Raw genomic sequence first — 20,422 nt, forward strand, 5'->3', positions numbered from 1 at the left:
GCCGGGATTTCGACAGTTGCCGGCGCGTTCCGGACAACAAAAAAGGACCGGCCGGTCGGGGATGCGATCCCCGGCCGGCCGGCCCGACGTCGACGGGTCAGGGGCGACCCATGCCGCGGTACTCCCACCCGGCCTGCGTCCACAGTGTCGAGTCCAGGCAGTTGCGCCCGTCGACCACCCGGCGGCCGTTGGCCAGCTCGCCCAGCGCGACCGGGTCGGCGTTGCGGAACTCGGCCCACTCGGTGAGCACGCAGACCAGATCGGCGCCGCGGACGGCGTCGGTCATGTTCTCCTCGTAGGTCAGCTCCGGCACGGCGCGGCGCGCGTTCTCGATCCCCTGCGGGTCGAAGACGTGCACGTCGGCGCCGGCCTTGCCGAGCAGCGCGGCCACCGCGAGGGCGGGGGCGTCGCGTACGTCGTCGGTGTTGGGCTTGAAGGTGGCGCCGAGCACCGCGATCCGGGTGCCGGAGAGGTCCGGACCGGCCGGGCCGGAGCGGCGGCCGAGCAGCTCGGCGGCGAGCTGCACCACCCGGGTACGGCGGCGCAGGTTGATCAGGTCGACCTCGTGCAGGAAGCGCAGCGCCTCACCGGCCCCCAGCTCCTGGGCGCGGGCCTGGAAGGCCCGGATGTCCTTGGGCAGGCAGGCGCCGCCGAAGCCGAGCCCGGCCTGGAGGAACCGGTTGCCGATCCGCGGGTCGTAGCCGATGGAGCGGGCGAGCTGCGTGACGTCGCCGCCGGCCGCCTCGCAGACCTCGGCCATCGCGTTGATGAACGAGATCTTGGTGGCCAGGAACGCGTTCGCGGCGACCTTGACCAGCTCGGCGGTGGCGAAGTCGGTGACCACCAGGGGCACCTCGCGGTCCTCGGTGGCGGCCAGGTCGAAGACGCCCTTGTGGGCGGCGAAGAGCATGCCGTTGGCCCACTCGCTCTTGACGCCGACCACGATCCGGTTGGGGCGCAGCACGTCGTCGACGGCGAAGCCCTCCTGGAGGAACTCGGGGCTCCACGCCACCTCGACCCCGAGGTCGGCCGGGCTGTGCTTGCCGACCAGCTGCTCCACCCACTCGGCGGTGCCCACCGGCACGGTGGACTTGCCGACGATCAGCGCCTTGCGGGTCAGGTGCTGGGCGAGGCCGGTCACCGACGCCTCGACGTACGACAGGTCGGCGCCCATGCCGTCGGCCCGCTGCGGGGTGCCGACGCAGATGAAGTGCACGTCGCCGAAGTCGGCGGTCTCGGCGATGTCGGTGCTGAACCGCAGCCGGCCGGCGGCCAGGTTGCGCCGCAGCAGCTCGTCGAGGCCGGGTTCGTGGATCGGCACCTCGCCCGCGTTCAGCTTCGCGATCTTGTCCGCGTCGACGTCGAAGCCGAGCACCTCGTAGCCCAGCTCGGCGTAACAGATGGCGTACGTCGCGCCGAGGTAGCCGGTGCCGAGGAAGGTGACCCGGGGCCGGGCGGCGCCGGACGGCGGCGTCACCGCGGCGATGGCGGGCGTCGGCTGGGAGTTCGGGTACGGGATCGTCACGCCTGTCTTCTCCGCTCGCACTGGCGGCGCTTCCTCGCGTCGCATTCTGCTGGGGGACGCCTGGGCCGGGCGCCGAGGGGACTGATGTCTGGTGTGAGGGTAGTGGGTCGGGTGGACGACGCTCGGGCGCGAGCCTACCCGCCGGTAAGGTTCGGCCGTAGCCGGTGGCTATCCTTCAGTTTGCGGCAGTCGGCAGCTTCCGGGCGGCACAGACTGCGCATGATAGCGGTGAAAGGGGAGGGCCGACATGGCCGCAGAGCAGTCGTTCGACGTCTACCGGTTGCCGGAGGAGCACGAGGCGATCCGGGAGGCGGTCCGTGAGGTCTGTGCGGCGAAGGTGGCTCCGCACGCCGCCGAGGCGGATGAGACAGGTGAGTTTCCCAAGGCGTCCTACGACGCCCTGCGCGCCGCCGACTTCCACGCCCCGCACGTCCCGGTCGAGTACGGCGGCGCCGGCGCGGACGCGCTGGCCACGGCCATCGTGATCGAGGAAGTGGCCCGGGCCTGCGCCTCGTCCTCGCTGATCCCGGCGGTCAACAAGCTGGGCACCATGCCGCTGCTGCTGGCCGGCTCCGAGGAGCTGAAGCGGAAGTACCTGACCGCGGTCGCCTCGGGCGACGCGATGTTCTCCTACTGCCTCTCCGAGCCGGAGGCGGGCAGCGACGCCGCGTCGATGACCACCAAGGCGGTCCGCGACGGCGACCACTGGGTACTCAACGGCGTGAAGCGGTGGATCACCAACGCGGGCGTCTCCGAGTACTACACGGTCTTCGCTGTGACCGATCCCACAGCTCGGTCCCGTGGCATCTCGGCTTTCGTGGTGGAGAAGGCCGACCCGGGTGTCAGCTTCGGCGCGCCGGAGAAGAAGCTCGGTATCAAGGGCTCGCCGACCCGCGAGGTCTACTTCGACAACGTCCGGATCCCGGCCGACCGCATGATCGGCGCGGAGGGCACCGGCTTCGCCACCGCCATGAAGACGCTGGACCACACCCGGGTCACCATCGCCGCCCAGGCGATCGGCATCGCCCAGGGTGCGCTGGACTACGCCAAGGGCTACGTCCAGGAGCGCAAGCAGTTCGGCAAGGCGGTCGCCGAGTTCCAGGGCATCCAGTTCATGCTCGCCGACATGGGCATGAAGCTGGAGGCGGCCCGGCAGCTCACGTACGCGGCGGCCGGCAAGTCGGAGCGCGGCGACGCGGACCTGACCTACTTCGGTGCGGCCGCCAAGTGCTTCGCCTCGGACGCCGCCATGGAGATCACCACCGACGCGGTCCAGCTGCTCGGCGGCTACGGCTACACCCGCGACTACCCGGTCGAGCGGATGATGCGGGACGCCAAGATCACGCAGATCTACGAGGGCACCAACCAGGTGCAGCGCATCGTCATGGCCCGGCAGCTGCTCAAGGGCTGAGCGCCGGCGTCGACGTTCGGGCGGGCGGGCCGGGGTGACCCGGCCCGCCCGCACTGGTCAACGGCTCTCGCTGGTGCCCTCCGGCCGGGCGGCGCCGCGCGGCGGCGCGGACCACGGCGACTCGCCGCCGGTGCGGCGGGGCAGGGGATCGGTGGGGTTTTCCGGGTAGGCCAGCGTGAGCGGGGCCGTGTCCGGGTCCTTCGGCGCGCCCGCCGGCGGCCAGTCGGTGAGCGCGGGCCGGTGCTCGACCGGTGTGACGGCCGGGGTCAGCTCCGCCTCGGCCGCCACGGGTCGCCGCCACCGCTGGGCGCTGAACACGGCCATCAGCAGCAGCAGACCGATGAGGAACAGCGTGCCGTTCTCCAGCGGCTGGCGCAGCGGCAGCGGGTCGCCGAGCACTTTCAGGTCGTCGGGCACCCGGTCCCGCACGGAGAAGGGCGCGACGAACAACCCGACGTACGGGGCGGCGAGCAGCAGGCCCGCCACGAGCGGGCCGAGCGGCGAGAAACGCAGCGTGCCGAGCAGGCCGAGCAGGACGCCGGCGACGCCCAGGTAGACGGCCGGCTCGATCAGGTTCGGTGTGCTGTACGTACCGATCTCCACCCAGCGGTTGACGGTCCGCCCAGATCCGTCCTGACCGAGGGTGACGAGCACCCAGGTGACGGGCGCCACCACCAACCCGGCGAGGAAGCTCCAGAGATGTCGCATCCGCGCACCGTACCGTTTCCGGCATGACAGATCATCCCGCGGTGCCGGCGGGTAAGCCGACCTCGTACTCCCGCGTCACGCTCAGTCGCATCATGACCGCTGTCGATGTCAATCTGTACGGCAGCGTGCACGGTGGGGTACTGATGAAGTTCGTCGACGACGTGGCCGGCGCGGCGGCGGCCCGGCACAGCGGTGGCACCGCGGTCACCGCCTCCATCGACGAGATCGTCTTCTCCGAGCCGGTCCGGGTGGGCGACCTGGTGCACGCGCACGCACAGGTCAACTGGACCGGCAACACCTCGATGGAGGTCGGGGTGCGGGTGGTCGCCGAGCGCTGGGACTCCGCCGAGGACGAGCCGGTGCGGGTCGCGACCGCGTACCTGGTCTTCGTGGGGGTGGATGTCGGTGGCGCGCCCCGGCGGGTCCGTCCGGTGCTGCCCGAGACGCCCGACGACGAACGCCGCTTCCGGGAGGCGGAGATCCGGCGCGCCCACCGCCTGGCCCGCCGCCGCGCCATCCAGGCCCACCGCGCCGGCTGAGGTGCAAGGAAGGGCCCCTTGTTAACGCCTCCGGTAGAGGAGGGGGCCCTTCTTAACATCCGGGCATTCCGGCGCTGCCCGCCATCGCCTGCGTTCGCCCGCGAGGCGTCAGGTGTTAAGCGGGGCCCCTTTCCATGCACGAGGCGTTAACAAGGGTCCCTTCCTTGCACGCGGCCCACATGGGTGGGGGGTTCGGGGTGTGGGGTGGGCACGCCCCGGAACCGCCACCCGGTGCGGAGAATGGCGGCACGAGGTAGGGCAAGATGGCGCCACGGCCCATGCACAGTGTCGTGACGGGCCTCAGGGAGGGTGGAACGTGTCTGACGTGCTGTGGACGCCGCCGGCCGACGTACGCGAACGGTCCCGGATCGGTGACTACCTGCGCTGGCTGGCCGAGCACCGCGGGCTGGAGTTCGCCGACTACGACGCGCTGTGGCGGTGGTCGGTGACCGACCTGGACGGGTTCTGGGGCTCGATCTGGGACTACTTCCAGGTGGTCGCGCACACCCCGCCGACCGCCACGCTCGCCGAGCGGGCCATGCCCGGCGCCCGCTGGTTCCCCGGCGCCACGCTCAACTACGCCGAGAACGTGCTGCGCATGCCGGGCCTCGGCGACGACGATCCGGCGGTGATCGCGCACGGGCAGACCCGCGCCCCGGAGACGCTCACCGCGGCCGAGCTGCGCGAGCGGGTCCGCCGGGTGGCGGCCGGCCTGCGCCGGCTCGGCGTCGGCCCGGGCGACCGGGTGGCCGCGTACGCGCCGAACATCCCGGAGACGTACGTCCTGCTGCTCGCCACCGCCAGCCTGGGGGCGATCTTCTCCTCCTGCGCGCCCGAGTTCGGCACCCGCAGCGTCACCGACCGGTGGCAGCAGATCGAGCCCACGGTGCTGGTCGCGGTGGACGGCTACCGCTACGGCGACAAGCCGGTCGACCGGCGCGCCGAGGTGGCCGCGATCCGGGCCGCGCTGCCGTCGCTGCGGCACACCGTCGCCGTCCCGTACCTCGATCCGGCCGGTGAGACCCCGGCGGGTGCCCTGGCCTGGGCGGAGCTGGCGGCGGAGACCGACGAGCCGTTGACCTTCACGCCGGTCGCCTTCGACCACCCGCTCTACGTGCTCTACTCCTCCGGCACCACCGGCCTGCCCAAGCCGATCGTGCACGGCCACGGCGGCATCCTGCTCGAACACCTGAAGATGCTGGCGCTGCACCACGACCTGGGTCCGTCCGACCGGTTCCTCTGGTTCACCACCACCGGCTGGATGATGTGGAACTTCCTGGTCTCCGGGCCGGCGGTGGGCGCGGCGATCGTGCTCTTCGACGGCAACCCGGGCCACCCGGACCTGGGCGCGTTGTGGCGGCTCGCGGCGGAGACCGGCACCACCTACTTCGGCACCTCGGCCCCGTTCCTGCTGGCCTGCCGCAAGGCCGGGCTGGTGCCACGGGAGATCGCCGATCTGTCCGCGTTGCGCGGGCTCGGCTCGACCGGCGCGCCGCTGCCGGCCGAGGGCTTCACCTGGGTGTACGAGAACGTCGGCGACCGCCTCCAGCTCCAGTCGCTGTCCGGCGGCACCGACGTCTGCACCGGTTTCGTGGGCGGGGTGCCACTGCTGCCGGTGCACGCGGGGGAGATCGCCTGCCGGGCGCTCGGCGCGAAGGTGGAGGCCCGTGCGGCCGACGGCTCGGCGGTGATCGGCCAGCTCGGCGAGCTGGTGATCACCGAGCCGATGCCGAGCATGCCGGTCGGGTTCTGGAACGACCCGGACGGCGCCCGCTACCGGGAGGCGTACTTCGAGGTCTACCCCGGCGTCTGGCGGCACGGCGACTGGATCACGGTGAACGAGCGCGGCGGCTGCGTGATCACCGGCCGCTCCGACGCCACCCTGAACCGGGGCGGGGTGCGCCTCGGCACGGCGGAGTTCTACTCCGTGGTGGAGGGGCTCGACGAGGTGGTCGACTCGGTGGTGGTGCACCTGGAGGACGACGAGGGCGGCGCCGGTGAGCTGCTGCTGTTCGTGGTGCTCGCCGACGGCCTGGAACTCGACGACGCGATGCGGAGGACGATCTGCCGGGAGCTGCGGACCGCGCTGTCACCCCGGCACGTGCCGGATGAGATCCACCAGGTCCGGGCCGTGCCGAGAACGCTGAGCGCGAAGAAGCTGGAGGTCCCGGTCAAGAAGATCCTGACCGGCACCCCGGTCGACTCGGCCGCGGCCAAGGGCGCCCTGGCCAACCCCGAGTCCCTGACGGCCTTCGCCACCCTGGCCCAACGCCGCGCCAACTCCGACCACCCCACCCCGGCCTGACCCCGCGCCTCCCGCCCCCGCCCCGCTGATCTTGCACTTTCCGCCCCGACGAAAGGGGCGAATGCCCCGGACCCGGGGCCGCAAGTGCAAGATCGCCGGGGTGGGGTCAGGGGAGAGTGTGGGTGGTTCTTTCGGTGGTGGCGCGGTGGGCGTGGCGGGTCGGGTCGGGGTGGGCGCAGGGGACCACGGAGGCGCCGGCGGTCAGCGGGGCCAGCAGCCAGTCGACCGGGTCGGGGTGCCGGGTCACGTCGACCAAGAGGCGGTCACCGGCGCGCAGGCCCAGCTCCGCGGCGCGCGCCTCCGCGCGGGCCAGCAGCGCCGCGTCCGCCTCGCCGCCCGAGGGGTACGGCGTGAAGTGGTCGCCGTGTCCGCGTACCGCGCCGACGAAGTCCGTGCAGCCGGCCGGCGCCTGCCGCATCGGCAGCGCGAACGGGTCCAGGGCCAGCGCGTACCGCTCGCCGGCCGGCCAGCGGGCCGCCTCGTCGACCCGGTCGACGGCGGTGAACAGCACGTCCACCGGGGTCGGCCGGTCGACCACCGTCGTCTTCGCCGACCAGCAGCCGAGCAGCACCGCGGCGGTCTGCCAGTGCGGCGGCAGCAACACGCCGACCGGGTCGCCCGGCGCGGCCCCGGCTTCGTCGACGAGCAGGTTGGCCGTCTTGGCCACCCAGTTCGCCAGCGTCGCGCCGGAGAGTTCGGTGCGCTCGCCGGTGGCGTCGTCGTACCAGGTGAGCAACGGTCGGGCGGGGTCGGGCGCGATCGCGTCGGCGAAGACCCGGGCAATGTTGTCGGCCATCGGCGCGAACGATACGCGCCCCCGGCGCGTACTCGATGACAACGACAAGTCGGCGTACCGTCGGGTCGCAGTCAGCGTCGGGCACCCGGCCCGGCGTAGGCTTGCCGACAGTGTTCTTCCCCACAACCGCGCCATCTGAGGAGCCGCCCCGTGACCGCCGGTCGTCCGCCCCGCGTACTCATCGACGCCACGAGTGTCCCCGCCGACCGAGGCGGCGTCGGTAGGTACGTCGATGGCCTGCTCGGCGCGCTCGGCCGGGTCTGCGGCTCCGGCGTCGACCTGGCCGTGGTGAGCCTGCGCACCGACCTGGAGCGCTACACCCGGATGCTGCCCGGCGCCGAGGTGATCCCCGCCCCGGCCGCCGTGGCGCACCGCCCGGCCCGACTCGCCTGGGAGCAGACCGGCCTGCCGCTGCTGGCCCAGCAGGTCAACGCGGAGGTCCTGCACTCACCGTTCTACACCTGCCCGCTGCGGGCCGGCTGTCCGGTGACGGTCACCGTGCACGACGCGACCTTCTTCACCGAGCCGGAGCACTACGACAAGTCGCGCCGGACGTTCTTCCGCAGCGCGATCAAGACCTCGCTGCGCCGGGCCAACCGGGTGATCGTGCCGAGCAAGGCCACCCGGGACGAGCTGATCCGCCTGCTGGACGCCGACCCGACCCGGATCGACGTGGCCTACCACGGCGTCGACCAGGCCGCCTTCCACGCGCCGGGCGACGAGGAGAAGGCCCGGGTCCGGGCCCGGCTCGGGCTGGGCGACAGCAGCTACATCGCGTTCCTCGGCGCCAAGGAGCCGCGCAAGAACGTGCCCAACCTGATCCGGGGCTGGGCCCGGGCGGTGGCCGACCGACCCAACCCGCCCGTGCTGGTGGTGGCCGGCGGCCAGGGGCACGACGACGACATCGACCGCGCGGTGGCCGAGGTGCCGTCGCACCTGCGGCTGCTGCGCCCCGGCTACCTGCGCTACGCCGACCTGCCCGGCTTCCTCGGCGGCGCGCTGGTCGCCGCCTACCCGTCCTACGGCGAGGGTTTCGGGCTGCCGATCCTGGAGGCGATGGCGTGCGCGGCCCCGGTGCTCACCACCCCGCGGCTCTCCCTGCCCGAGGTGGGCGGCGACGCGGTGGCCTACACCAGCGAGGACCCGGACCAGATCGCCACCGACCTGGGCGCCCTGCTCGACGACGAGCAGCGACGGCTCTCCCTGGCCAAGGCCGGGTTCGACCGGGCCAAGGAGTTCACCTGGGAGTCCAGCGCGGAGGTGCACATCGCCGCCTGGCGCCGGGCGCGTTCCTGAGCGTCCGCTGCGGGTCGTCGGCGACCGACCCTGGCGCTCGCCCGCTTCGGGCATGATGTGCTGATGTTCTACGCCGTCATCCCGGCGGGCGGCAGCGGCACAAGGTTGTGGCCGCTGTCCCGCGCCGGCCATCCCAAGTTCCTCCACCCGCTGACCGGCACCTCCGCCTCACTGTTGCAGGCCACGGTCGACCGGTTGTCGCCGTTGACCACACCCGAGCGCACGCTGGTGGTCACCGGGGCCGCGCACGCCGCGGCGGTGGCCCGGCAACTGGCCGGTGTGCCGGAGGAGAACATCCTGGTCGAGCCCTCCCCGCGGGACTCCTGCGCGGCGATCGCGCTGGCCGCGGCGGTGATCGCCGAGCGGGCGCCGGACGCGGTGATGGGCTCGTTCGCCGCCGACCACCTGATCGGCGACCCGGCCCGGCTGGCCGAGGTGGTGCGGCAGGCCATCGGCGGGGCCGAGCAGGGGTTGCTGATGACGGTGGGCATCACCCCGACGCGGCCGGAGACCGGCTACGGCTACCTGGAGACCGGCGACCCGCTGGGCGACGGGCCGCTGCGCCCGGTGCGCGAGTTCAAGGAGAAGCCGGCCGCCGAGGTGGCCGAGGGCTACGTCCGGTCCGGCCGGCACCTCTGGAACGCCAGCATGTTCGTCTGGCGGGTGGACGTCTTCCTGGCCGAGCTGGCCCGCCAGCAGCCGGCGCTGCACGCCGGGATCACCGCCATCGCGGCGGCCTGGGGCACTCCGGAGCAGGACGACGTGCTCGGCACGGTCTGGCCGACGCTGCCGAAGATCTCGGTCGACTACGCGGTGATGGAGGGCGCGGCGACCGCCGGGCGGGTGGCGACCGTACCGGGTGACTTCGGGTGGAACGACGTCGGCGACTTCCACACCCTGGGCGAGGTGCTGCCCGGTGACGCCGACGGCAACGTGGTGCTCGGCGGCGACGCCAAGCCGGGTGTGCTGCTGCACGACACCACCGGGACCGTGGTGGTGCCGCACTCCGGCCGTTTCGTCGCCACCGTCGGGCTGCACGACCTGATCGTGGTGGACACCCCGGACGCGCTGCTGGTCTGCCCCCGCGACCGCGCGCAGGACGTGAAGAAGGTCGTCGACCAGCTCAAGGAGCGTGGCGAGGAGAGCCTGGTCTGATCCGGCGGTCCGTCGGTCGCCGGCGTGGGTCAACCGGCGGCGCGACGGGCCAGCGCGGCCAGCGCCGGCGCCACTAGCTGGCGGGTCCCGCCGGCCAGCGGCGTGGGCAGCCGGTCCGGCGGGAACCAGCCCAGCGCGTCGGACTCGGCGCTGACCCGTTCGGTCGCACCCCCCGGGGCGAACACCGCGTACCGGACGTCGTAGTGCAGCGACCCGCCCTGGCACGAGACCGCGTGGACGTCCACGTCGATCGGCTCCGGGCCGATGGTCAGGCCGGCGATCCCGGACTCCTCGGTGGCCTCGCGCAGCGCCGCGCCGACCAGGGTCCGGTCGCCGGGCTCGCAGTGTCCACCGAGCTGCACCCACTTGTGGAACTTGCCGTGCAGGCAGAGCAGCACCCGCTCGCCGGTCGGGTCGAGGACCAGCGCGCTGGCGGTGAGGTGCCCCGGCCGGTGCGTCCGTGTCATCGCGACCGGCCCGGCGGCCAGCAGCGCCAGGGTCCGGTCCCGGTTGGCGGCGGCGGCCGGGCTGGTCGCCGTCCAGCGGCGCAGCGCCGCGACGGCGTCGGCGTGCAGCTCGGCGTACGCGGTGAGGTCGGTGGGGTCGGTGTCGGGCACCCGGACACTCTACGAGCGCCGCCTCCGTACCCTGGCCCGGTGACCCTGCGACTCGTCGAGTTCCTGGTGGCCGGCAACGAGGCCAGCGATCTGCTGCCGGTGCGCTCGCCCGCGTTGCTGCGGGCGCACGGCGCGCGGCGCGGCTTCTGGACCGTGCTGGACGAGGGACCGGTGGAGCACTGCCTGGCCCTGCTGCTGGAACGCGACGACGGCGAGTGGGTGGCGCACCACGTGTCCGCCGACGCGGGCCGGGAGAACGGCCGCACCGAGGACGGCGAGGCGCTCGCCCACCACGACGGCTGGGTCTACGTCTTCGGCTCGCACTTCGGGTCGAAGGGCGGGCCGCTGCGCCCCCGCCGCGCCTTCGTGGCCCGCTTCCGGGAGGACGACGCGGCGACCGGAACGCTTCCCGTGCACGTGGTGCGCAACCGCTTCCGGCTGCACCGGGCGGTCAACGACGCGCTCGCCGCCGCCCCGCTGGTCCCGCTGCCACCGGGCGAGCGGGTCCGACAGCGGTTCATCGTGGAGACGGTGGCCCGGGGGACCGCCCGGGCCAAGAGCTGGGTGACCCGGCTGGCCGAGGACGACCTCCCGCTCAACGTCGAGGCGGCGGCGTTCACGCCGGACGGGACCGTGCTGCTCGGGCTGCGCTTCCCGGTGACCACCGACGGTGAGCCGATCTACGTCGAGCTGACCGGGGTGGCGGAGATGTTCGACGACGCGGCGCGCTGGCCGTGGGCGCTCGGCGCGTACGCGCTCACCGGGGTGACGCCGGCCGGGGCGTTGGCCGGTTTCCGCGCGATCACGCCGACCGACGACGGCGGCTACGCGGCGGTGATCGGGTCGATCGACGCGCTGGGCAAGGGCTCGGTGCTGCTGGACGACCACCCGCACGGCGGCGACGTGACGTCCCGGCACGTGCGGTTCCGCCACGCGGCGGTCGACGACGCGCGGGTGGCCGGCGAGCCGGTGGCGGAGCTGGCGCCGTTCCACCACGTGGAGGGCCTGGCCGAGGTGGCGGGACGCTGTTACTTCGTCACCGACGAGGACCACCGGGTGGCGCTCTGGATCGGATGAGCGAGGGCCGGACGGCACCCCTGCGGAGCGGATCCGCAGACCCTCGTGGTGCCGTCCGGCCACGCCCGTCGGCCGGCGACCGGGTCGACACTGCGCCCCGGCGTCGGCGGGCAAGGACGAGTCTGCCGAACCGGCCCGTCACGCGTCGAGGTTTTTCACGTCACGCTTAAAGATGGAGATTAGTACCGACGGGTAAAGTGCCAGGGGTGGCGTGCGCCCCCGCCGTCCGCCCAGGAGCGCTCCATGTTGAAGATCATTTTCTCAAGTGAGGACATACTGCGGACCCGGGTCGCCCCGGCCGCGGACCCGCTCTGGGAGTTGGTCCTCAGTGTGCACCTGCTCCAGGGTCGCGGTCGTGACCCACTGATGACGACCTGGCGACGTACCGTGGCGCACGGGCTGCGATCCGACACCGGCGCCGAGCGCTACCGCCTGCTCCTCGCGCTCAACCCGCCGCGTGGCTACTTTCCCGACTTCCTCACGCCGTCCGCCAGCCGGGACGGCTTCGAGGCCGGGCTGGAAGCCGTCCGGGGCACGCCGGCCGACATGCTCCGCCGCGACCTGACCCTGCTCGCCAGCGAGAACCCGCTACCCCCCTCGGCGACGGCGCTCGCCCGGGGCGAGCCGGACATGCTGCACCACCTCACCGAGGCCATGGCGCGCTACCAGTCGCTGGCGGTCACCCCCTACTGGACCCGGGTGCAGGCCGCGGTCGAGGCGGACCGGGCGCGGCGCGCCCGGGCCATGCTCGACGGTGGCGCCGAGGGGCTGCTGGCCAGCCTGCGACCCAGCATGCGCTGGGGCGACGGGGTGCTCGAGGTGCTCGACTATCCGGACACCCGGGAGCTGCACCTGGACGGCCGGGGCCTGCTGCTCGTGCCGTCGTTCTTCTGCTCCCGCACGCCCGTGGCGCTGGTCGACCCGACCCTGCCCCCGGTGCTGGTCTACCCGGTCGACCGGCTCGGCGGCCTCACGCCCGGCGGGGGCGCCGCGCGGGACGGTGGCGCCGGCCAGAGCGAGGCGCTGGCCGCCCTGCTCGGCCGCACCCGCGCCTCGGTGCTCCAGGCCGCCGACGAGGGCTGCACGACCGGCGAGATGGCCCGCCGACTGCACATCTCCGCCGCCGCGGCCAGCCAGCACACCACCGTGCTGCGCAACGCCGGGCTGCTGGTCAGCCACCGCGACCGCAACACCGTCCTGCACACGCTGACCCCGCTGGGCCGAGCCGTCCTGGAGTCCTGACCGGCCGTGGCCCGCGGAGGGCGCCGGTCAGAGCGCCAACGTGGCGCTCGCCGTGCTGCCGGCCGGCGGGGGCAGCAGCGTGGACCCGATCCCCTCGGCGGCCAGCGCGGTGCGCAGGCGTTGCAGGTCGGCGCCGAACCGGACCAGGTCGGCCCGGTCGACCGGGGTCGGCGCCGCGCCGAGCACCAGGCCGGCGGCCGAGGCCGGCCAGCCGGGCACGGTGGCGGCGAGACCGGCGCGTACCTCGTCGTCGGTGACGTGGGTGAAGACGGTGCCGGGGGCGACCACCTCGGCCACCGCGGCGACCGCCCGCGCCACCGCGTCCGGGTCGGCCGGGGTGGCGCCGGTGGTGTCGGGGAGCGTGGCCGCCGCCCGCAGCCCGTCCGCGCGCGCCTCGGCCGTGCCGAGCGAGAACAGGTCCATCGAGGCGTCCCGCACCAGGGCCCGGGCGCCCTCGTCGTCGTCGCCGGTCGCGGTGAGGTAGCCACGGACGACGGCGACCGGGACCTGGTCGCACTTGCCCTTGATCAGCTCGCCGGCGGCCGCCAGCTCGTCGACCACGGCCATCTGGGTGAGCTGGAGCTCGTTGCCGTACGGGTCGACCTCGCCCCGGTGGTCGCGGATCGCCGGCATGCCGGCCACCCCGAGCGCCACGTCGGTGAGCCCGTTGCGCCACGGGCGGCCCATGGTGTCGCTGACGACGACGGCGACGTCGAGACCGTGCCGGTCGCGCAGCGCGGCCCGCAGCGCCCGGGCGGAGGCGTCCGGGTCCACCGGCAGGAGCACCAGCCGGGTCTTGTCCACGTTGGAGGCGTCGATGCCGGCGGAGGCCATCACGAACCCGTGGTGGGTCTGCACGATCCGGGTCGCGCCCCGGGTGGCGACCACCCGGGCGGTCTCCCCGGCCAGCACCCGGTCGCGCGCGGCGAGCCGTTCCGGGCCGTCGGCCGGCACGTCGACCAGCCGGCCCTCCGCCTTCGACACGATCTTGCTGGTGACCACCAGCACGTCGCCGTCGCGCAGCCAGGGCGCCGCGCCGGCGATCAGGGCGGCCAGGTCGTCGCCCTCGGCCACGTGGCCGATGCCCGGCACCGGCAGGATCTCCAGCCTCACATCAACTCCAGCGCGGCGCGCACCATCGCGGCGGTCGCCGGTTCGTCGGTCATCCGCAGCGGCGCCGAGCGGACCGTCACGCCCGGCACCGCGGTGCCCTCGTCCTCCGGGGCGACCAGCCAACCGTCCAGCAGGCCCCCGTCGGAGCGGGCGCCGTAGAGACCGCCCACCCCGGCCGCGCTGCACTCGACGCCGAGCACGGCCAGGCAGCGGTCGGCCATGCCGCGCACCGGCGCGCCGCCGATGACCGGGGAGACCCCGACCACCGGGGCCGGCCCGCCGGCCACCGCCTCCCGCAGGCCGGGCACGGCCAGAACCGGCGCGATGCTGACCACCGGGTTGCTCGGCGCGATCAACACCACGTCCGCGGCGGCGAGCGCCTCGACCACGCCGGGGGCGGGCTTCGCCGTCTCCGCGCCGACGAACACGAACCGGTGCGTGGGTACGTCCGCCCGGTAGCGCACCCACCACTCCTGGAAGTGGACCGCCCGTCGGCCCTGCTCGTCGGCAGTGCCGGCACTGTTCGCGAGTGCGGGGCTCGCAAGCTCACTCCTCCCGCTCACGATCACGTGGGTCTCCAGGCGGTCGTCGGTCGCCGGCAGCAGGCGTACGCCGGGCTGCCAGCGGGTCGCCAGCGCCTCGGTGACCTGCGACAGCGGGTAGCCGGCGTTGAGCATGGTGGTGCGCACCAGGTGGGTGGCGACGTCCTTGTCGCCGAGGCCGAACCAACTGGGCTCCGCGCCGTACGCGGCCAGCTCCGTCTTGATCGTCCAGGTCTCGCCCGCCCGGCCCCAGCCCCGCTCCCGGTCGGCGCCGCCGCCGAGCGTGTAGAGCACGCTGTCCAGGTCCGGGCAGACCTTCAACCCGTGCAGCAGCAGATCGTCGCCGACGTTGACCACGGCGGTCACCTCGGCGCCCACCTGGCGGGCGTACGCCCGCACGCCGAGCAGGAAACGGGCGCCCCCGATGCCGCCGGTCAGAACCACGATGCGCATGCCGTCCATCCTTCCGCACGTGCCGCCGTGGGTCGCCGGGTGGCCGGAGAGACTACGCTCACGTCGGCAACTGTCCGCTTTCGTCCCCTGGGGGAGTCCGTGACCAGCCCCGCCGAGCCCGCGTCCGGTGACGCCGCGCAGGCCAGCCAGATGACCAAGCCACTGCGCGAACTGGCCGCGCTCGTCCTGCTCGGCGCGAACGCCGTGCTGCTCTTCGTCGGCCTGCTGCGCCTGCTGGTGCCGGTCGACGACTACAGCACGTTCAGCGGTCGGGCCGGAAGCACGTTCTTCGCCTTCGTCGGGCTGGAGTCGACGGTGCTGCCGGTGCTGGCGGTGCTGCTCGCCACGCACGTCCGCCCGGTGCTGCCGAAGGCGAAACTGATCACCCAGGTGTCGTTGATCGAGTACGGCGTGGCCGCCGTCTTCGGCGCGCTGACGTTCCTGATCTGGCTGGTCGGCCGGCTCGCCGACGGCGAGGTGCTGGACGCGTTCCTCGGGCTGCTCACCCGGGTGGCCTGGTTCGCCGTCTTCGCGATCGCCGCGTACGTGGTGTTCACGGTCTGGCGCCGGCTCTACCACGTGCCGAAGCCCAAGCCGCAGCCCGGCGTCTACGGCCAGGCCCAGCCGGGCTGGCCGCAGCAGCCCGGCCAGCCCGGCGGCTACCCGGCGCCGGGCGGCTACCCGCCGGCCGGTGTGCCGCCGCAGCCGGGTCAGCCCTCGGCCGGCTACCCGCAGGCGGGCGGCCCGCCGCAGCCCGGTTGGCCGCAGGCCGGCCCGTACGGCCCGCCGCAGTCGGCGCCGCCGTTCAACACCGCCCCGCCGCACGCCCCGCAGTCGAGCCCGCCGTTCGGCCAGCCGCCGGCCGCCCCGCAGTCGAGCCCGCCGTTCGGTGGGCCGCAGTACGGCGCCCCGCAGCCGGCCCCGCCCTTCGGCCAGCCGCCGTCGGCGGACCCGACGCAGGCGATCCCGCGTCAGCCCGCCGAGCCGGGCCAGCCCGCGTCCCCGGCCGGGGACGAGCGCACCCAGCGTTTCGACCGCGAGGACCCGAACCAGCCGCGCTGAACGCCGGGCGGGCGGCGGCGGAAGCGCCGCCCGCCCGGCGGGCCGGTGTTAAGAGGGGCCCCCGCCTCTACCGGAGGCGTTAAGCGGGGGCCCCTCCTTGCACTCGAGTGAACCGCGAGCGGCACCGCATAGGCTGGGCCGATGGTTGATCGCAGTGAGCCCGTCCCGACCGAGGCGAGCGTCCGGCGGGCGCTCGGCCGCGCCGCCACCGGCCGGGCGTTGGACGCGGACGAGGCGGCGGCACTGCTGACCGCGCGCGGCCCGGCGCTGGACGAACTGCTCCGCGTCGCCGGGGACATCCGCGACGCCGGCCTGCGCGAGGCCGGCCGACCGGGCGTGGTGACCTTCTCCAAGAAGGTCTTCGTCCCGCTGACCCGGCTCTGCCGGGACCGCTGCCACTACTGCACGTTCGCCACCGTGCCGCACCGGCTGCCCGCCGCCTACCTGGAACGCGACGAGGTGCTGGCGATCGCCCGCGAGGGGGCCGCGCAGGGCTGCAAGGAGGCGCTGTTCACGCTCGGCGACCGCCCGGAGGAGCGCTGGCCGGCGGCCCGGCGGTGGCTGGACGAGCGGGGCTACGACTCGACGCTCGACTACCTGCGCGCCTGCGCGGTGGCGGTGCTGGAGGAGACCGGCCTGCTGCCGCACCTCAACCCGGGCGTGCTCTCCTGGTCGGAGTTGCAGCGGCTCAAGCCGGTCGCGCCCAGCATGGGCATGATGCTGGAGACCACCGCGACCCGGCTCTGGTCGGAGCCGGGCGGCCCGCACTTCGGCTCCCCGGACAAGGAGCCCGCGGTGCGGTTGCGGGTGCTCGACGACGCCGGCCGGGTGGGGGTGCCGTTCACCACCGGCATCCTGATCGGCATCGGCGAGAACCGGGCCGAGCGGGTGGACGCGTTGTTCGCCATCCGCCGCGCGATGCGGGAGTACGGCCACCTCCAGGAGGTGATCGTGCAGAACTTCCGCGCCAAGCCGGACACCGCGATGCGCGGCATGCCGGACGCCGAGCTGCACGACCTGGCGGCCACCGTGGCGGTGGCCCGGGTGCTGCTCGGCCCGCGGGCCCGGATCCAGGCCCCGCCGAACCTCATCGCCGGCGAGTACGACCTGCTGCTGCGCGCCGGCATCGACGACTGGGGCGGCGTCTCGCCGGTCACCCCCGACCACGTCAACCCGGAGCGTCCCTGGCCGCAGCTGGACGAGCTGGCCCGGCGCACCGCGAAAGCGGGTTTCACGCTGCGCGAGCGGCTGACCGTCTACCCGGAGTACGTGCGGGCCGGCGCGCCGTGGCTGGACCCGCGCCTGCTGCCGCACGTCACCGCGCTCGCCGACCCGGCCACCGGGCTCGCGGTCGAGGCGGCCCGCCCGGTGGGACGGCCCTGGCAGGAGCCGGAGGAGGTCTTCGGCGGCCGGACCGACCTGCACGCCACGATCGACGTGACCGGCCGCACCGAGGACCGGCGGGGTGACTTCGACAGCGTCTACGGCGACTGGTCCGAGGTGGCGAACAAGGTCACCCGTCCGGTCGGCGTACCCGGATCCGGCGGCGCGGACGCCGACCTGCGCGCGGGCCTGCGGCTGGCCGCGGACGACCCGGCCGCGCTGCTGACGCCGGCGCACGAGGCGACGGCGCTGGCGTTGTTCGGCGCGGACGGCGCGGCGCTGGACGCGTTGTGCCGGATCGCCGACGACGTGCGCCGGGACGCGGTCGGCGACGACGTGACCTACGTGGTCAACCGCAACATCAACTTCACCAACGTCTGCTACGTGGGCTGCCGGTTCTGCGCCTTCGCCCAGCGGGAGAGCGACGCCGACGCGTTCCGGCTGTCGCTGGAGCAGGTGGCCGACCGGGCCGAGGAGGCGTGGACGGCCGGCGCCACCGAGGTGTGCCTCCAGGGCGGGATCGACCCGAAGATGCCGGTCACCGGCTACGCCGACATCGTCCGGGCGATCAAGGCGCGGGTGCCGGGCATGCACGTGCACGCGTTCTCCCCGATGGAGATCGTGACCGCGGCGGCGAAGGCCGGCGTGCCGGTGCGGGAGTGGCTCGGCATGCTGCGCGAGGCCGGGCTGGACACCATCCCGGGCACCGCCGCCGAGATCCTCGACGACGACGTGCGCTGGGTGCTCACCAAGGGCAAGCTGCCGGCCGCCGCCTGGGTCGACGTGGTGAGCACGGCCCACGAGCTGGGCATCCGGTCCAGCTCCACGATGATGTACGGCCACGTCGACCAACCGGGCCAGTGGCTGGCCCACTTCCGGGTGCTGGCCGGGGTGCAGGACCGTACCGGCGGGTTCACCGAGTTCGTGGCGTTGCCGTTCGTGCACACCAACGCGCCGATCTACCTGGCCGGCATCGCCCGCCCTGGGCCGACCTGGCGGGAGAACCGGGTGGTGCACGCGATGGCCCGGCTGCTGCTGCACGGCCGGATCGACAACATCCAGTGCTCCTGGGTGAAGCTCGGCGACGCGGGCACGGTGGAGATGCTGCGGGGCGGCTGCAACGACCTCGGCGGCACGCTGATGGAGGAGACGATCTCCCGGATGGCCGGGTCGGGCAACGGTTCGGCGCGCACCGAGGAGCAGTTGCGGGCGATCGCCTCGGCGGCCGGGCGACCGTTCCGCAAGCGGACGACCGCGTACGGTCACACCGGCGCCTGACGTCGAACCTTTCCCCGCCGCCGGCCGTACCTGTCGATGCCGGCGGCGGTTGCGGCGAGGACCGCCGCCGGTGACCCCCAGCCCGGGGACCCGGCGGCGTCCGGGTGCCCGCCCCCGCGGCGCCGCGGCGCCGGCCCGGAAAGGTTGCCGATGAGCACTGACGAGACCACCGACGCCCCGAAGCGGCGGCCCTGGCCGCGGCTGACCCGGCGGCAGACGTTGACCGCCGCCGCGAGCGCCACCCTGGGCGCGGCCGCGCTCACCGTGCCGGGCCTGTCCGCCGCGCAGAACGCCCCGACGGCGAGCCGGCGCGACGAGCCGATCGTGGTGCATCTCCGCGACGCCGCCACCGGCGCGATGGACGTCTTCGTCGGCACGACCCGGGTCCAGGTGCGCGACCGGGGTCTGGCCGACCGTCTGGTGCGCGCCGCCGGCCGCCGCTGATCCCGCCCCTCCCGGCGCGGGCTCCCGGCGCCGGTCCCGACTTCCGTTCACCCGACGAAGGTGTGGTCCGCCATGTCCTCTCACCGTGAGGCCCCGGAGATCGCCAAGGATCCGGTCGCCGACAGCTCCGATCTCTACGCGTTCGTCAGTCCGAGCCAGCCGGACACGGTCACGTTGATCGCCAACTACGTGCCGGTGCAGCTCCCCTCCGGCGGCCCGAACTTCTTCGAGTTCGGCGACGACGTCCGGTACGAGATTCACGTCGACAACGACGGTGACGGTTATCCGGACGTCACCTATCGTTTCGAATTCACCACCGAGATCACGAACCAGAACAGTTTTCTCTACAACACCGGGCCGATCGAGTCGCTGGAGAGCAAGAACTGGAACCGGCGCCAGTTCTACCGGCTGACCCGGATCGCGGACGGGCGTGAGCACGTGCTGGCGCACAAGCTGCCCTGCCCGCCGTGCAACGTGGGCCCGCTGTCCACGCCGAACTACCAGAACCTGGTGAAGCAGGCGACGTTCAAGCTGTCCACCGGGGAGAAGGTCTTCGCCGGCCAGCGCGCCGACGGCTTCTTCGTGGACCTGGGCGCGGTGTTCGACCTGGGCACGCTGCGGCCGTTCCAGCAGCTGCACGTGGCCGGGAAGAAGCTGTTCAAGACCGAGGGCGAGCCGGTCAACGCGCTGGACCGGCTGAACGTGCACAGCATCGCGGTGCAGGTGCCGCTGAGCAAGGTGCGCCGCCGGGCCAGCCGGTACGGCTACGCCGACCGCGCCTCCACCATCGGCGTCTGGACCAGCGCGTCGCGCCAGCAGGTCCGGGTGCTGGGCGACCGGGTGGCCGCGGACACCGCCGCCGGCCCCTTCACCCAGGTGTCACGACTCGGCAACCCGTTGTTCAACGAGGTCATTGTGCCGATGTCCAAGAAGGACCTGTGGAACACACTGCCGCCGTCGGAGGACAAGCGGTTCGCCGGGTTCGTCGAGCGCCCCGAGCTGGCCGCCCTGCTGCCCACGCTCTACCCGGGCGTCTTCCCCAACCTGGACGCGCTGAACAAGGCCAAGAAGCCGCGGGCCGACCTGGTGGCGATCCTGCTCACCGGCGTACCGGCCGGGCTGATCGACGGCTTCGCCAACACCACCGGCGACGTGCAGGCCGACATGCTGCGCCTGAACACGGCGATCCGGCCCAGCCCCAAGCCGGACCGGTTCGGCGTGCTCGGCGGAGACCTGGCCGGCTTCCCGAACGGCCGCCGGGTGGGCGACGACGTGGTGACCATCGCGCTGCGGGCGATCGCCGGGCTCACCGTCCCGCTGGTGGACAAGACGTTCAAGCCGGACGCCGCCGCGGCGGCGGTCACCCCGGGGCTGGACGCGGGCGACGTGACCGCGCCGTTCCTCGGCGACTTCCCGTTCCTCGGCACGCCGTACGACGGGTTCAACAACCCGCCGGCGAAGAAGTCCTGACGGGAG

The 20,422-nt window shown here is 73.7% G+C and carries 17 protein-coding genes; 11 read left to right on the top strand and 6 right to left on the bottom strand.

Annotated features, from left to right (window positions below):
• Positions 1-97: 97 nt before the first annotated feature.
• Entirely contained in the window at positions 98-1,525 is a 1,428-nt protein-coding gene (locus O7600_RS23635) for a UDP-glucose/GDP-mannose dehydrogenase family protein (RefSeq protein ID WP_281590695.1), read from the bottom strand.
• A gap of 247 nt (positions 1,526-1,772) precedes the next feature.
• Here O7600_RS23635 and O7600_RS23640 point away from each other — a divergent pair, with 247 nt between their 5' ends.
• The gene (locus O7600_RS23640; protein WP_281590696.1) at positions 1,773-2,936 is read left to right on the top strand and encodes an acyl-CoA dehydrogenase family protein; all 1,164 of its coding nucleotides are present in this window, start codon (positions 1,773-1,775) and stop codon (positions 2,934-2,936) included.
• Between the two features lie 57 nt (positions 2,937-2,993).
• Here the strand turns inward: O7600_RS23640 and O7600_RS23645 are convergent, their stop codons facing one another.
• Positions 2,994-3,644 carry a hypothetical protein gene (locus O7600_RS23645; RefSeq protein ID WP_281590697.1) on the bottom strand — a complete coding sequence of 217 codons (651 nt, stop codon included), beginning with the start codon at positions 3,642-3,644 and terminating at the stop codon, positions 2,994-2,996.
• A gap of 23 nt (positions 3,645-3,667) precedes the next feature.
• On the opposite strand from O7600_RS23645, the gene O7600_RS23650 reads away from it, so the two are divergent.
• On the top strand, positions 3,668-4,183 hold the full coding sequence (locus tag O7600_RS23650) for a hotdog domain-containing protein (RefSeq protein ID WP_099162511.1): 516 nt from the start codon (positions 3,668-3,670) through the stop codon (positions 4,181-4,183).
• A gap of 316 nt (positions 4,184-4,499) precedes the next feature.
• Positions 4,500-6,488: an acetoacetate--CoA ligase gene (locus O7600_RS23655; protein WP_281590698.1), complete on the top strand. Its 1,989-nt coding sequence runs from the start codon at positions 4,500-4,502 to the stop codon at positions 6,486-6,488.
• A gap of 106 nt (positions 6,489-6,594) precedes the next feature.
• Here O7600_RS23655 and O7600_RS23660 read toward each other — a convergent pair whose 3' ends face one another.
• Positions 6,595-7,284: a TIGR03089 family protein gene (locus O7600_RS23660; RefSeq protein ID WP_281590699.1), complete on the bottom strand. Its 690-nt coding sequence runs from the start codon at positions 7,282-7,284 to the stop codon at positions 6,595-6,597.
• Between the two features lie 150 nt (positions 7,285-7,434).
• Here O7600_RS23660 and O7600_RS23665 point away from each other — a divergent pair, with 150 nt between their 5' ends.
• Together O7600_RS23665 and O7600_RS23670 are read left to right on the top strand one after the other, a co-directional pair.
• Positions 7,435-8,580 (top strand): glycosyltransferase family 1 protein, encoded by a 1,146-nt coding sequence (locus tag O7600_RS23665; RefSeq protein ID WP_099162508.1) that lies wholly within the window; start codon positions 7,435-7,437, stop codon positions 8,578-8,580.
• Positions 8,581-8,643: 63 nt separating this feature from the next.
• A complete protein-coding gene (locus tag O7600_RS23670; RefSeq protein ID WP_281590700.1) occupies positions 8,644-9,735 on the top strand; it encodes a sugar phosphate nucleotidyltransferase in 1,092 nt (363 codons plus the stop codon).
• Between the two features lie 29 nt (positions 9,736-9,764).
• Here O7600_RS23670 and O7600_RS23675 read toward each other — a convergent pair whose 3' ends face one another.
• Positions 9,765-10,352 (bottom strand): NUDIX hydrolase, encoded by a 588-nt coding sequence (locus O7600_RS23675; RefSeq protein WP_281590701.1) that lies wholly within the window; start codon positions 10,350-10,352, stop codon positions 9,765-9,767.
• A 39-nt stretch (positions 10,353-10,391) separates the two neighbouring features.
• On the opposite strand from O7600_RS23675, the gene O7600_RS23680 reads away from it, so the two are divergent.
• The gene (locus O7600_RS23680; protein WP_281590702.1) at positions 10,392-11,429 is read left to right on the top strand and encodes a hypothetical protein; all 1,038 of its coding nucleotides are present in this window, start codon (positions 10,392-10,394) and stop codon (positions 11,427-11,429) included.
• A gap of 243 nt (positions 11,430-11,672) precedes the next feature.
• Positions 11,673-12,671, top strand: coding sequence for a winged helix-turn-helix domain-containing protein (locus tag O7600_RS23685; protein ID WP_281590703.1), 999 nt, complete (start codon positions 11,673-11,675; stop codon positions 12,669-12,671).
• 27 nt (positions 12,672-12,698) lie between these two features.
• Here the strand turns inward: O7600_RS23685 and O7600_RS23690 are convergent, their stop codons facing one another.
• Positions 12,699-13,784 carry a coenzyme F420-0:L-glutamate ligase gene (locus tag O7600_RS23690; RefSeq protein ID WP_281590704.1) on the bottom strand — a complete coding sequence of 362 codons (1,086 nt, stop codon included), beginning with the start codon at positions 13,782-13,784 and terminating at the stop codon, positions 12,699-12,701.
• On the bottom strand, positions 13,781-14,779 hold the full coding sequence (gene cofD / locus O7600_RS23695; RefSeq protein WP_281590705.1) for a 2-phospho-L-lactate transferase: 999 nt from the start codon (positions 14,777-14,779) through the stop codon (positions 13,781-13,783). The genes O7600_RS23690 and cofD overlap by 4 nt, the downstream gene beginning before the upstream one ends.
• Before the next feature lie 99 nt (positions 14,780-14,878).
• Between cofD and O7600_RS23700 the strand changes: the two genes are divergently transcribed.
• From O7600_RS23700 to O7600_RS23715, 4 genes are all read left to right on the top strand, one after another.
• Positions 14,879-15,841: a hypothetical protein gene (locus O7600_RS23700; RefSeq protein ID WP_281590706.1), complete on the top strand. Its 963-nt coding sequence runs from the start codon at positions 14,879-14,881 to the stop codon at positions 15,839-15,841.
• A 141-nt stretch (positions 15,842-15,982) separates the two neighbouring features.
• A complete protein-coding gene (locus O7600_RS23705) occupies positions 15,983-18,502 on the top strand; it encodes a bifunctional FO biosynthesis protein CofGH (protein WP_281590707.1) in 2,520 nt (839 codons plus the stop codon).
• A 150-nt stretch (positions 18,503-18,652) separates the two neighbouring features.
• Positions 18,653-18,946 (top strand): hypothetical protein, encoded by a 294-nt coding sequence (locus O7600_RS23710; protein ID WP_091581768.1) that lies wholly within the window; start codon positions 18,653-18,655, stop codon positions 18,944-18,946.
• Between the two features lie 72 nt (positions 18,947-19,018).
• Positions 19,019-20,416, top strand: a complete 1,398-nt coding sequence (locus O7600_RS23715) for a DUF4331 domain-containing protein (protein WP_281590708.1) — start codon at positions 19,019-19,021, stop codon at positions 20,414-20,416.
• Positions 20,417-20,422 lie beyond the last annotated feature (6 nt).

It is taken from the genome of Micromonospora sp. WMMA1998 (assembly GCF_027497375.1).
Taxonomy (GTDB): domain Bacteria; phylum Actinomycetota; class Actinomycetes; order Mycobacteriales; family Micromonosporaceae; genus Micromonospora; species Micromonospora sediminicola.